Below are 12,420 nucleotides of genomic sequence, written 5' to 3' on the forward strand. Positions count from 1 at the left end.
GACCGGCGAGGGGATCTCGGTGTCGACCTTGTCGGTCGAGATCTCGAGCAGCGGCTCGTCGACGGCCACGTCATCGCCGACCTGCTTCAGCCAGCGGGTGACGGTGCCCTCGGTGACGCTCTCGCCCAGCTCGGGGAGGCGCACGTCCGTCGCGTCGGAGGATGCGGCGGGGGCTGCAGCGGCAGGCGCGGGCTCGGCGGCAGGCGCGGGGGCCTCGGCCGGGGCGGGAGCAGCGGGAGCGGCTTCGGCGGCGGGGGCGGCCTCGGCAGCGGGGGCGGCCGGGGCGGATGCGCCGGAGCCGTCGCCGATGCGGGCGAGGACCGCGCCGATCTCGACGGTGTCGTCCTCGTTGACGAGGATCTCCTCGATCACGCCGCTGACCGGCGAGGGGATCTCGGTGTCGACCTTGTCGGTCGAGATCTCGAGCAGGCCCTCGTCGGCCTGGACGGTGTCGCCCACCTGCTTGAGCCAACGGGTCACAGTGCCCTCGGTGACGCTTTCGCCGAGGGCGGGAAGGACCACGGGTGTGCTCATGACGGAGTCTCCTTAGGAAAGATCGTGATGGTGTTCAGCTTAGTGGGCAACCAGGCCTTCAGCCCAGTTGTGATTTCCACGATGCGTAAGAAAAGTTTCACATTGCGTGAAGCGGTTTGCCGGCGAGGGCGAGGAACGCCTCGCCGAGCGCCTCGCTCTGGGTCGGGTGGGCGTGGATCAGCGGGGCGATGTCCTCGGGGTGCGCCTCCCAGCTCACCGCCAGCTGCCCCTCCGTGATGAGCTCCCCGACCCGGTCGCCGAGCAGGTGGACGCCCAGCACGGGACCGTCCTTCTGCCGCACGACCTTGACGAGTCCGCCTGTGCCGATGATCTCGCTCTTGCCGTTGCCGGCCAGGTTGTACTCGTAGGAGACGACCGCATCGGCGCCGAAGGCCTCGATCGCGGCGGCCTCGGTCACGCCGACCGAGGCGACCTCGGGGCTGCAGTAGGTGACACGGGGGATCTCCGCGTCCGGGATGACCGCGGGGGTCAGTCCGGCGATGCGCTCGGCGACGGCGATGCCCTGCAGGAAGCCGCGATGGGCGAGCTGCAGACCGGGCACGATGTCGCCGACGGCCCAGACGTGATCTACGTTCGTGCGCAGCTCGGGATCTGCGAGGACGAAGCCGCGGTCCATGGCGACGCCGGCCTCCTCGAATCCGAGTCCGGCCGTGGCGGGGCCCCGGCCGACGGCGACGAGCAGGTAGTCGGCCTCGTAGGCGGTGCCGTTCTCCAGGGTCACGGTGACGGCGTTCTCGGTCTGGGTCGCGCTCGCGAACCGGACGCCCAGCGAGTAGGCGATCCCGCGGCGGCGGAATGCGCGCTCCAGACCCTTGCTGAGCGCGAGGTCCTCGTTCGGGGCGAGGTGGTCGAGCGCCTCGACGATCGTGACCTCGGCGCCGAACGAGCGCCACACGCTGGCGAACTCGACGCCGATCACGCCGCCGCCGAGGATGACGACGCGCTGCGGGACCTCCTCGAGCGCGAGCGCCTGCTCGCTGGTGAGGATCCGGCCGCCGATCTCCAGACCGGGCAGCGATCGGCTGTACGAACCGGTCGCGAGGATCACATCGGCGCCGGTGTAGACGTCCTCGCCGACCGCGATGGAGCGGTCGGGGCGCAGAGTCCCCTCACCGCTGACGACGGTGATGCCGCGGGCCTTGACGAGGCCCTCGAGGCCCTTGTACTTCTTCGCGACGATGCCCTCGCGGTAGGCGCGGACGCCGGCCGGGTCGATCCCCTCGAAGGAGGCGCCGACGCCGTACTTGGCCGCGTCGCGCACGTTCTCGGCGATCTCCGCGGAGTGCAGCAGCGCCTTGGTCGGGATGCAGCCGCGGTGCAGGCAGGTGCCCCCGACCTTGTCCTTCTCGATCAGGGCGACCGACTTGCCGAGCTCGGCCGCGCGCAGGGCCGCGGCGTATCCGCCGCTGCCGCCGCCGAGGATCACGATGTCGAAGGTGTGGGCGGTCATGCGTCTGCTCCGTTCGCTCGCGCCTCGGCGAAAGCGATCAGCGTGCGCACGATCGCGCCGGTGGCGCCCTTGTCGGTGAAGCCGTAGGGGGCTCCCTTGTGCTCGGACGAGCCGGCGATGTCGAGGTGCGCCCAGGGGATGCGCGGCGCATCGGCTTCGTCGGAGGTGCGTCCGACCATGCGGCGCAGGAACAGGCCGGCGAAGAGCGAGCCGCCGGCGGGGTCGCCGATCTTGGCGTTGACCATGTCCGCGATCGGCGACTTCAGCTCGTCCTCCATGTGCTCGGGGAGCGGCATCGGCCATGCGAGCTCGCCGGTGGCGGATGCCGCGGCCAGCACCTCCTGCACGGTGTCGTCGTCTCCGAACACGCCGGTGTGACGCATGCCGAGCGCGACGATGATCGCGCCGGTCAGGGTGGCGACGTCGAGGATCACGTCCGGGTTCTCACGGCTCGCGGCCACCAGACCGTCGGCGAGGACGAGTCGGCCCTCCGCGTCGGTGTTGAGAACCTCGACGGTCTGGCCGTCGGCGAAGCGCAGCACGTCGCCCGGGCGGATCGCGGAGCCCGAGGGCATGTTGTCCGCGATGCACAGCCAGGCGGTGACGCGGATCGGCAGGCCGAGGGCCGCGACGGCCTTGGTCGCGGCGAGGATGCTGGCCGCTCCCGCCATGTCCGTCTTCATGCCGACCATGCCGGCCGGCGGCTTCAGGGACAGGCCGCCGGTGTCGAAGGTGATGCCCTTGCCGACGAGGGCGATGTGCCCGGTGGCGCCGGCGGGGGAGTAGTCGAGGCGCACGAGACGCGGCGGGCGGTCGGATCCCTGTCCGACGCCGAGGATGCCGCCGTAGCCGCCTGCGGCGAGTGCGGTCTCGTCGAGCACGTCGACGGTGACCTCGAGCCCGGTGAGCTCCTCGACGGCGCGCTGCGCCAGATCCTCGGGTCCCAGCCACTCCGCGGGGGTGGTGACGAGATCCCGGGTCAGCGCCACGGCCTCGGCGAGCGCCGCGGCGTGCGCAGCGTCCTCCGCCGCGAGCTCGGCGTGCAGCACGACCGTCCCCGCGCGCTTCGGCTGGTCGCCGGAGCGGTAGTCGTCGAACCGGTATCCGCCCAGCAGCGCACCCTCGGCGGCGGCCGGCGCATGCTCCGCGACGGCGTCGCCGAGCAGCACGGAGACGCGGTCGAAGCCGGTGAGCGTGCGCAGCGCGCCGCCGACGGCCTCGCGCACGGCGTGCGCATCGGGGGCGGAACCGGCGCTCACGACGGCGACCGGCACGTCCGCCACATCGGGTGCAGGGATCCGCGTGTAGGCGCCCGCCTTCCCGGTGAAGCCGACCGCGGTCAGCGCGGCGTGAGTGGAGGAGAAGGGGGACAGGTCTTCCGGGGTGTCCGTGAGACCGGCGACGACGAGCACGACCGCATCTGCGTTCGCGTCCGCCGGAGCGCCTGTGTGCAGCTCGAGCGCAGGAGACGTCATGGTCTCCATCCTAGGTTCGGCGCGATGCGCGGGGAGAGGATGGGCCCTCCGCGTGTTCGCTCTCAGCGCTCAGCGGATCCGCGCGGCGGGGCGGCTCGTAGCATGGAGGCATGCCCATCTCCGGAGAGATCCACGAACGCGTCGCCTACCCCGGTGGCGTGCCGTCCGGCCTTCCGCTCGTCATTCTGCTGACCGGCTTCACGGATGCGGGATCCGCGGTGTCGGGGCTCATCGATCACCTCGCGGAGACGACGGATCCGCAGCCGGTGCTCGTCTTCGACAACGACCTCCTGCTGGACTACCGCGCCCGCCGGCCCGTGCTCACCTTCGATCAGGATCACATCGCCGAGCTCAAGCCCGCGCGGCTGGAGCTGTCGCTCGCGCACGACGCGCTCGGGCGGCCGTTCCTCCTTCTAGCCGGCTACGAGCCCGACTTCGCCTGGAACGCCTTCGCCGACGTCGTCCTCGACTTCGCCGCGGAGTACGACGTCTCCACCGTCACCTGGGTGCACTCGATCGCGATGCCGGTGCCGCACACACGGCCGATCGGGGTCACGGCGAGCGGGAACAGGGCGGAGCTCACCGCCGCGCACTCGGTGTGGCGCCCGCGCACGCAGGTCCCCGGCACGGCCGGGCATCTGCTCGAGTACCGCTTCGTGCAGGCGGAGCGCAGCGTCGCGAGCTTCGTGCTCCTCGTGCCGCACTACCTCGCCGATACCGAGTATCCGGACGCGGTGCTCACCGCCGCGGAGAAGGTGATGGCCGCGACCGGGCTGGTGCTGCTCACGGACGCGCTGCGGGACAAGCGCACGGAGTACCTCGAGCGGGTGGACGAGCAGGTGCGAGACAACGAGGAGCTCGGCCAGATGGTGCGGACGCTCGAGCACCGCTACGACGCCTACATGTCCGGCCTCGAGCTCGAGGACGAGGCGCCCGCCGGATTCGACGAGAGGTCCCTCCCCAGCGCCGACGAGCTGGCGGCGGAGCTGGAGCGATTCCTGGCCACGCGCCCGGGCGGCGACGAGGACAAGAACGGCCGGATCTGAGCCGATCCCGGGAGTGTCCCGAAAGGATCCACGCAGAATGCGGGATCCGGCGTCTGCGCGCGCAGAGTGTGCGATACTTATCTGACGACCCGTTGTCAATACCCATTCCGCAAGGTCTGGGGACTTGACAAGGGTCTTACTAGTGCCCGCAAGGGCACGGGCCGTGAGGCTCACAGGCCGAAAAAGCACAGGGCGCCCGCGCAAGCGCTCCGTTGAAAGGCGAGACGTGACGACTGCCACGAAGAAGAACACCCGGACGAAGAACGACCAGGCCGAGCCCGAGGAGGTCGAGGCCCAGGCCGTCGACGCCGCGGAGCCGGCGGCTCCGAAGAAGGCGGCGGCGAAGAAGCCTGCGGCCAAGAAGACGTCCAGGGCGAAGAGCAAGGACGAGGCCGAAGCCGAGTCCGCCGACGAGGCTCCTGCCGACGCGACGGATGACGGCGACGAGGAGGAGGGCGCCAAGCCCGCCTTCGCCGAGCCGCTGCCGACCGGTGCGATCCGAATCAGCTCGAACGACGAGGACGACGTCCCCGTCTACTCGACGCAGATCACCGGCGCCACCGCCGACCCGGTCAAGGACTACCTGAAGCAGATCGGAAAGGTCGCGCTGCTGAACGCGGCCGAAGAGGTCGAACTCGCGATGCGGATCGAGGCCGGCCTGTTCGCCGAGGAGAAGCTCTCGGCGATGTCGGCGGCCGAGAAGACCAGTCAGCTCGGACTCGACCTGCAGTGGGTCGCCCGTGACGGTCAGCGCGCCAAGAGCCACCTGCTCGGCGCCAACCTGCGTCTCGTCGTCTCCCTCGCGAAGCGCTACACGGGTCGCGGCATGCAGTTCCTGGATCTCATCCAGGAGGGGAACCTCGGTCTCATCCGTGCGGTCGAGAAGTTCGACTACACCAAGGGCTTCAAGTTCTCGACCTACGCGACGTGGTGGATCCGCCAGGCCATCACCCGCGCCATGGCCGACCAGGCCCGCACCATCCGCATCCCCGTGCACATGGTCGAGGTCATCAACAAGCTCGCCCGCGTCCAGCGGCAGATGCTGCAGGACCTCGGTCGCGAACCCACCCCGGAGGAGCTGAGCCGCGAGCTCGACATGACCCCGGAGAAGGTCATCGAGGTGCAGAAGTACGGCCGCGAGCCGATCTCGCTGCACACCCCGCTCGGCGAGGACGGCGACAGCGAGTTCGGCGACCTCATCGAGGACACCGAGGCGGTCGTCCCGGCCGACGCGGTCGGCTTCACGATGCTGCAGCGTCAGCTCGAGCAGCTGCTCGACTCCCTGTCCGAGCGCGAGGCGGGCGTGATCCGCATGCGCTTCGGCCTCGGCGACGGCCAGCCCAAGACGCTCGACCAGATCGGCGACACCTTCGGCGTGACCCGCGAGCGGATCCGTCAGATCGAGTCCAAGACGATGGCGAAGCTGCGTCACCCGAGCCGTTCGCAGTCGCTGCGGGACTACCTCGAGTGAGCGCGGAGGCGAGGCCCAACGACGGCAAGAACCTCGAGATCTCGGTCGACGGCGCGCGCTGGCTGCGGATTCCGATCCGCACCAAGGTCGTCATGCCGGGCGACGTGCTCGCCGACATCGTCACCGAGTACGCCGCGGGTGAGGTGAAGGAAGGCGACCTCCTCTTCATCACCGAGAAGATCGTCGGCATCACCCAGGGCCGGTCGTTCCTGCTCGAGGAGATCCAGCCGCGCAAACTCGCGTTCTTCCTGTCGAAGTACGTGACGCGCACGCCCTACGGCATCGGCCTCGGCATGCCCGAGACGATGGAGATGGCCCTGCGGGAGTGCGGGACGCCCCGGATCCTGTTCGCGGCGGCCGTCTCCGCCGTGACGAAGGCGTTCGGACGCCGCGGCGACTTCTACCGGATCGCCGGTGAGAAGGCGCGCGCGATCGACGGACCGACCGAGGGCACCATGCCGCCCTACGACCGCTCGGTCGTGCTGGGCCCGGCGCGGCCGCGCGAGGTGGCGCACGAGATGCAGCGGCTGATCGGCGGCGTGTGCGACGTGGCCGTGGTCGACATCAACGACCTCGGCGGCAACATCCTCGGCTCCACGCTCGAGAAGGCCGCCGAGAAGCGACTCGTCGCGATCCTCAAGGACAACCCGCTCGGTCAGGGCACGGAGTCGACGCCGATGGGCATCATCCGCCCGGCCTGACCCTTCGTCTCATCGCTGCGCTCCTCGCTCAGGGACCGCCCTTCGTCTCATCGCTGCGCTCCTCGCTCAGGGACCGATGCTCCGGTCCCTGAGCGAGCGCAGCGAGACGAAGGGCGTCACGCTCAGAACTTGATGGCGGCCTGGTAGCGGGGCTTGTGGCCGGTGCGGATGCCGGAGACGCTGGGCTTGTTCTCGTAGACGCCGGCGCCCCAGTTGCCCTCCACGAGCACGGGCCCGTCCGGGCCGACCACGATGTCCCATCCGACGTACTGCACCTGCGGCACGACGCGCGCGACCTGATCCACGAACGCCTTGACCTCGTCGATCATCGGCAACTGGAAGTCCGCGATGCGGAAGCCGGAGTCGGGGTGCAGCTCGTGCACGTGGCCGTGCGAGTCGTAGCCGGCGCTCACGGCGTGGCCGTCCTCGTCGAGCATCGTGTAGAAGCCGCCGAAGGACATCTGATCGCTGACCTCGCCGCGACCGAACTTCTGGGCCATCGCGAGGATGTGCGTCTTCTCGCCGTCGAAGAAGGCCGTCACGCGCGTCGTGTTGACCGTGCCGGGGCAGACCGCGGCGAGGTCGGGATGCTGCCGGATGACCTCCTCGACGAGCAGACGGCCCTTGCCGAGCAGGTCGGCGTGGAACGCATCCCAGTCGGAGATGTCGGCGGCGTGGTAGCGGAACACGCCGGATCCGGCCTGTCCCATCGGCGTCTTCACGATGACGGTGCCCTGGCGCTCCACGAACGCGCGCAGCTCCTCGGCGTTCCCGGGCTTCACGACCATCCACTCGCGACGGAGGAAGTCGGAGAACTTCTCGTCGAACTCGATCTTGTCGTGGAACAGGTGCCGGTAGTCGGGGTGGGCGTAGCGCTCGGAGATCTGGTTCGACACCGGGTGGGTCATGTAGGTCGCCCGCTCCGCGCGGTTCAGGATCGCGAAGTCGTAGTCGATGTAGTCCTGGAAGCCGACGTTGTGGCGGCCGGCCGACCACAGCATGTCCACCACGACGGTGGGGACGGCCTTGCCGTGCTGCGCGGACGCCTCCTTGGCGCGCTCGATCACCGAGCCGACGTTGATGCGACGGGCGCGCTCGGCGAGATAGCCGAGACGGGACTTGAGGCCGAGGCCGTTCGAGGGCATGCGTACTCCGGGTCGAGGGATCGGGAACCGGTCCATTCTAGGCGGCCCGCCTCCGAGACCCCCGGGCGCGGGCCGGGCGGGCGGATCCGGGTGGAGGGGCGCAGGTAGGGTGGAACGGTGAATGAGCCGCTCTCCGCCACTCTGCCGCGGAGTGCGATGCTGCGCTCGCTGATCTCCCGGTCGGCTCTCGCGACCGGGGCCGCGGCCGCCGTCGCCGCCGGGGGAGCGGGCGTCGCCGATCTCCGGCGCGACGCCTGGGGGCACGGACTCGTGGACGTCGCCCGCGCCGTGCTCTCGGCCGGCGCGCGCCGCGTGCGCGTGGACGGCGAGGCCGAGCTCTCCCTGCTGCGGGCGGAGGGGCTCGACGCGACCTGCACCGAGGATCCGGACCTGGATCCGCACCTGCTGTACGGCCTGCCGGACGCGGACGGATCCCTGGACGGGGCCCCGGTGATGCGCGTGGTGGGCCGGGTGCTCTCGACCAAGGACATCGCGGCCGGAGGCGGCGTCTCCTACGGCTACATCCACCGCGCTCCGGAGGACTCGCGCCTGGCGCTCGTCACGGGCGGCTATGCGCAGGGCGTCGTGCGCGCGCTCGGGAGCCGCGCCTCGGTCGAGATCGACGGGGTCGTGCACCCGATCGTCGGCCGGATCGCCATGGACGTGTGCGTCGTCGACATCGGCACGGCCGACGTCGCCCTGGGCGCCGAGGCGACCTACTTCGGCGGACGCGGGCCGATGCGGACCGGAGCCTCGGAGTGGGCGCGGATCACCGGAATGGGCGTCGAGGAGCTCGTCGCCGTGGTCGGGCAGCGGACGGAGCGTTCATGGGAGGCATGACCGGACCCGTCCTGCGGGCCGACGAAGCGGTGCTGCGGGCCAACATCGCGGCGGTGACCGCGCGCGTCGCCCCGTCCACGCTGATGATGGTGGTCAAGGACGACGGCTACGGCCTCGGCGCGGCGTGGGCCGCGCGCGTCGCCGTGGACGCGGGCGTCGCCTGGTTCGGCGCCTACGACATCCCCACCGCCCTCCGGCTGCGTGACGAGGTCGGCGGCGCTCCACGGCTGTTCGCCTGGGTCACCTCGACCGACGAGGAGATCGACGCGGCCCTGCGCGCGGAGATCGATCTGGGCGTCGGGACCCTCGACTACCTGCGCCGCATGATCGCCCGCGCCGCCGCGCTCGGCGCCGTGGCGCGCATCCACCTCAAGGTCGACACGGGGCTGCACCGCAACGGGCTCTCCGCCGAGGAGTGGGAGGAGGGCGTCGCCTCGGCCCTGCGTGCGCAGGAGGCCGGGCACGTCCTGCTCGTGGGCGCCTGGAGCCATCTCGCCGAGGCGAGCGACGAGGAGGACGACGCCGCGCAGGCGCGCTTCCTCGACGCCGTGCGCCGCGCCGGCGAGCTCGGCGCCGAGCTGCCCTATCGGCACCTCACCGCGTCGGCGGCGACCTGGGCGCGCCCCGAACTGCGCGGATCCCTCGTGCGGGTCGGCGCCTTCTGCTTCGGCGTGCGCTCCGCAGACGGACCGGATCTGCCGGGAATCGCCCCCGCGGCGGAGCTCGTGGCGCCGGTGCGGGAGATCGACGGCGATGAGGTCGTCGTCGGGGTCGGATCCTTCGACGGGCTGCCGAGCATCCTCGCCGGCCGGGTGCAGGTCGGTACTCCCGCAGGGGCGCGAGCGCTCCTCGCCGTGGATCACGACACCGCGCGCGTCGAGGGATGGGACGGCGTCGCGGTCGGGGACGAGGTCGTCCTCTTCGGCCGCGGCAGCCACGGGGAGTCCTCGCCGACGACCCTCGCGGAGGCGATCGGCACGGTCGGCGAGGAGATCCTCTGCCGGCTCACGCCGCACGTGCGGCGCGAGTACCGCTGAGCGCGATGCCGCGGCCCCGCGGACCCGGCGGCGGACGTGAAAACGCCCGATGTCGCAGGACACCGGGCGTTTCTGTCTGGGGGAGCGGGTCAGGACTCGAGCAGTCGCGACGTCTCGTCGTGCCAGCTCGTGGCCACCGCACGGAGCTTCTCTTCGTACTTGCGCCCGTGGTGGGCGCAGAACAGCAGCTCGCTGCCGTTGACCTCGGCGGCGATGTAGGCCTGGGCTCCGCAGGAGTCGCATCGGTCCATCGCCGTGAGGCGGGGGACGACTGTGCTGTCCCGTTCGGTCGTCGCGTTCATCTCGATGCCTCCTCGTTGTTCGGGTCCGCTGTCTGGAGTGTGCTCAATACAACCACGCAGAGCTGGGAGTCATGCCCGCGAGACGGCGTGTTTCGCTCACCGCGTACGGGCGAGGTGACGAGCGGGTGACGGCAAGGAGTGTCGTCGGGGCGGCGTCGGTGCTCCTCGATACGATGGATGATTGTGACAGCCGAGTACTCCGCCCATCACCTCCAGGTCCTCGAGGGTCTCGAGGCCGTCCGCAAGCGGCCGGGAATGTACATCGGCTCGAACGGTTCGCCCGGCCTCATGCACTGCCTCTGGGAGATCATCGACAACTCCGTCGACGAGGCGGTCGCGGGCAACGGCTCGAAGATCGACATCATCCTGCACCCCGACGGCAGCGTCGAGGTGCACGACCGCGGCCGCGGCATCCCCGTCGACGTCGAGCCCCGCACAGGGCTCACCGGCGTCGAGGTCGTCTTCACCAAGCTGCACGCGGGAGGCAAGTTCGGCGGCGGCTCCTACGCCGCCTCCGGCGGCCTGCACGGCGTGGGCGCGTCCGTCGTGAACGCCCTGTCCGAGCGTCTCGACGTCGAGGTCGACCGCGGCGGCAAGGTCTACGCGATGTCGTTCCGTCGCGGCGAGCCAGGGATCTTCACGGACGCGGGGGAGAAACGGCCGGACGCCCCCTTCACGCCGTTCCAGGACAACAGCGAGCTGCGCGTGATCGGCAAGGCGCCGCGCGGCGTGACCGGCACCCGGATCCGCTACTGGGCGGACCGGCAGATCTTCACGAAGGATGCGGCGTTCCAGCTCGCCGACCTCGAGACCCGCGCGCGGCAGACCGCGTTCCTCGTGCCTGGTCTCGAACTCGTCGTCCGGGACGAGCGCGCCTCGACGGCCGCAGCGTCGCAGGACGGCGCCGAGGGCGAGGCCGCCGGCGCCGCGGATGCGGTGAACGAGACCTCGTACCACTACGAGGGCGGCATCGCGGAGTTCGTCGAGTACCTCGCGACGGATGCGCCGGTCACGGACACCTGGCGCGTGCAGGGCACCGGCACGTTCAAGGAGACCGTGCCGGTGCTGCAGCCCGACGGCCACATGGTCGCGACCGAGGTGGAGCGCGTCTGCGAGGTCGACATCGCCCTGCGCTGGGGGACCGGCTACGAGACGAGCATGCGCTCGTTCGTCAACATCATCGCCACGCCCAAGGGCGGGACGCATCAGCAGGGCTTCGAGCAGGAGCTGCTGAAGGTGCTGCGCGCCCAGGTCGAGCAGAATGCGCGCCGCCTGAAGGCCGGCAACGACAAGCTCGAGAAGGACGACGTGCTCGCGGGGCTCACCGCCGTGCTGACCGTCAACGTCCCGGAGCCGCAGTTCGAGGGGCAGACCAAGGAGGTGCTCGGCACTCCGGCCGTGCGCACGATCGTCGCGCAGGTCGTGCGCAAGGCGCTCGGCGAGCGCTTCGCGTCGACCAAGCGCGACGACAAGAACCAGGCCTCGATGCTGCTCGACAAGATCGTCGCCGAGATGAAGGCGCGCGTCTCCGCCCGCGCCCACAAGGAGACCCAGCGCCGCAAGAACGCGCTGGAGTCCTCGTCCCTGCCCGCGAAGCTCGTCGACTGCCGGTCCACGGACATCGCCCAGACCGAGCTGTTCATCGTCGAGGGCGACTCCGCTCTCGGCACGGCCAAGCACGCCCGCACGAGCGAGTACCAGGCGCTCCTGCCCATCCGCGGCAAGATCCTGAACGTGCAGAAGGCCTCGGTCAGCGACATGCTGTCGAACCTGGAGTGCGCGTCGATCATCCAGGTGATCGGCGCCGGATCCGGCCGCTCCTTCGACCTCTCCGCCGCGCGCTACGGGAAGATCATCCTGATGAGCGACGCCGATGTCGACGGCGCGCACATCCGCACCCTGCTGCTCACGCTGTTCTACCGGTACATGCGCCCTCTCATCGAGGACGGCCGGGTCTTCGCCGCCGTGCCGCCGCTGCACCGGGTGATCGTGATGAACCCCGGATCCAAGCCCAATGAGACCATCTACACGTACAGCGAGGGCGAGCTGCACACGCTGCTCGCGAAGCTGCGCAAGCAGAACAAGCGCTGGCACGAGCCGATCCAGCGGTACAAGGGCCTCGGCGAGATGGATGCCGAACAGCTCGCCTCCACGACGATGGACCGCTCCGGCCGCCTGCTGCGGCGGGTGCGCATGGAGGATGCGGAAGCGGCCGGGCGCGTGTTCGAGCTGCTGATGGGCAACGAGGTCGCTCCGCGACGCGAGTTCATCATCGACTCCTCCGACCGCCTCGCACGTGAGGCCATCGACGCCTGATGACCGCGCCACTGCCGGTCCTCGCGCTGCGCGTGGCCGTCCCTGATGACGTGGAGCTCGTGGCCGCGCTGAAGGAGCGCGT

11 protein-coding genes are annotated in these 12,420 nt (G+C 70.5%); 6 read left to right on the plus strand and 5 right to left on the minus strand.

Annotated elements, in window-relative coordinates; translation table 11 throughout:
• The 3 genes from B7X32_RS12365 to B7X32_RS12375 form a co-directional block, all read right to left on the minus strand.
• Positions 1–534 (minus strand): biotin/lipoyl-containing protein (locus B7X32_RS12365; RefSeq protein ID WP_292719945.1); only part of this gene is annotated, 534 nt, incomplete at its 3' end.
• Positions 535–631: 97 nt separating this feature from the next.
• Positions 632–2,005, minus strand: coding sequence for a dihydrolipoyl dehydrogenase (gene lpdA / locus B7X32_RS12370; RefSeq protein ID WP_292719947.1), 1,374 nt, complete (start codon positions 2,003–2,005; stop codon positions 632–634).
• Positions 2,002–3,480 (minus strand): leucyl aminopeptidase, encoded by a 1,479-nt coding sequence (locus tag B7X32_RS12375; RefSeq protein WP_292719949.1) that lies wholly within the window; start codon positions 3,478–3,480, stop codon positions 2,002–2,004. Before B7X32_RS12375 ends, lpdA begins: the two co-directional genes overlap by 4 nt.
• A gap of 110 nt (positions 3,481–3,590) precedes the next feature.
• Here B7X32_RS12375 and B7X32_RS12380 point away from each other — a divergent pair, with 110 nt between their 5' ends.
• The 3 genes from B7X32_RS12380 to B7X32_RS12390 all read left to right on the plus strand — a co-directional run bounded on the left by B7X32_RS12380 (position 3,591) and on the right by B7X32_RS12390 (position 6,698).
• Positions 3,591–4,526, plus strand: a complete 936-nt coding sequence (locus B7X32_RS12380; RefSeq protein ID WP_292719951.1) for a PAC2 family protein — start codon at positions 3,591–3,593, stop codon at positions 4,524–4,526.
• Between the two features lie 226 nt (positions 4,527–4,752).
• A complete protein-coding gene (locus tag B7X32_RS12385; protein ID WP_292719953.1) occupies positions 4,753–5,997 on the plus strand; it encodes an RNA polymerase sigma factor in 1,245 nt (414 codons plus the stop codon).
• The gene (locus tag B7X32_RS12390; RefSeq protein WP_292719955.1) at positions 5,994–6,698 is read left to right on the plus strand and encodes a coenzyme F420-0:L-glutamate ligase; all 705 of its coding nucleotides are present in this window, start codon (positions 5,994–5,996) and stop codon (positions 6,696–6,698) included. Before B7X32_RS12385 ends, B7X32_RS12390 begins: the two co-directional genes overlap by 4 nt.
• A 122-nt stretch (positions 6,699–6,820) precedes the next feature.
• On the opposite strand, the gene B7X32_RS12395 is transcribed toward B7X32_RS12390, so the two are convergent.
• Positions 6,821–7,843, minus strand: a complete 1,023-nt coding sequence (locus B7X32_RS12395) for a sugar-transfer associated ATP-grasp domain-containing protein (protein ID WP_292719956.1) — start codon at positions 7,841–7,843, stop codon at positions 6,821–6,823.
• Positions 7,844–7,960: 117 nt separating this feature from the next.
• Here B7X32_RS12395 and B7X32_RS12400 point away from each other — a divergent pair, with 117 nt between their 5' ends.
• The gene (locus tag B7X32_RS12400) at positions 7,961–8,683 is read left to right on the plus strand and encodes an alanine racemase C-terminal domain-containing protein (RefSeq protein ID WP_292719958.1); all 723 of its coding nucleotides are present in this window, start codon (positions 7,961–7,963) and stop codon (positions 8,681–8,683) included.
• Positions 8,680–9,720: an alanine racemase gene (locus tag B7X32_RS12405; protein WP_292719960.1), complete on the plus strand. Its 1,041-nt coding sequence runs from the start codon at positions 8,680–8,682 to the stop codon at positions 9,718–9,720. Before B7X32_RS12400 ends, B7X32_RS12405 begins: the two co-directional genes overlap by 4 nt.
• 89 nt (positions 9,721–9,809) lie before the next feature.
• Here the strand turns inward: B7X32_RS12405 and B7X32_RS12410 are convergent, their stop codons facing one another.
• Entirely contained in the window at positions 9,810–10,022 is a 213-nt protein-coding gene (locus tag B7X32_RS12410) for a hypothetical protein (RefSeq protein ID WP_292719961.1), read from the minus strand.
• Positions 10,023–10,199: 177 nt separating this feature from the next.
• On the opposite strand from B7X32_RS12410, the gene B7X32_RS12415 reads away from it, so the two are divergent.
• Entirely contained in the window at positions 10,200–12,338 is a 2,139-nt protein-coding gene (locus B7X32_RS12415; RefSeq protein ID WP_292719963.1) for a DNA topoisomerase IV subunit B, read from the plus strand.
• The last annotated feature ends 82 nt before the right edge of the window (positions 12,339–12,420 follow it).

The sequence above is a fragment of the Microbacterium sp. 13-71-7 genome (assembly GCF_002257455.1).
Classification (GTDB): Bacteria; Actinomycetota; Actinomycetes; order Actinomycetales; family Microbacteriaceae; genus Microbacterium.

Bases quoted from the DNA above. Each gene is read 5' to 3' on its own strand.
- lpdA (WP_292719947.1), bottom strand. From the start codon at position 2,005: ATGACCGCCCACACCTTCGACATCGTGATCCTCGGCGGCGGCAGCGGC.
- B7X32_RS12375 (WP_292719949.1), bottom strand. From the start codon at position 3,480: ATGACGTCTCCTGCGCTCGAGCTGCACACAGGCGCTCCGGCGGACGCG.
- B7X32_RS12380 (WP_292719951.1), top strand. From the start codon at position 3,591: ATGCCCATCTCCGGAGAGATCCACGAACGCGTCGCCTACCCCGGTGGC.
- B7X32_RS12395 (WP_292719956.1), bottom strand. From the start codon at position 7,843: ATGCCCTCGAACGGCCTCGGCCTCAAGTCCCGTCTCGGCTATCTCGCC.
- B7X32_RS12405 (WP_292719960.1), top strand. From the start codon at position 8,680: ATGACCGGACCCGTCCTGCGGGCCGACGAAGCGGTGCTGCGGGCCAAC.
- B7X32_RS12410 (WP_292719961.1), bottom strand. From the start codon at position 10,022: ATGAACGCGACGACCGAACGGGACAGCACAGTCGTCCCCCGCCTCACG.
- B7X32_RS12415 (WP_292719963.1), top strand. From the start codon at position 10,200: ATGATTGTGACAGCCGAGTACTCCGCCCATCACCTCCAGGTCCTCGAG.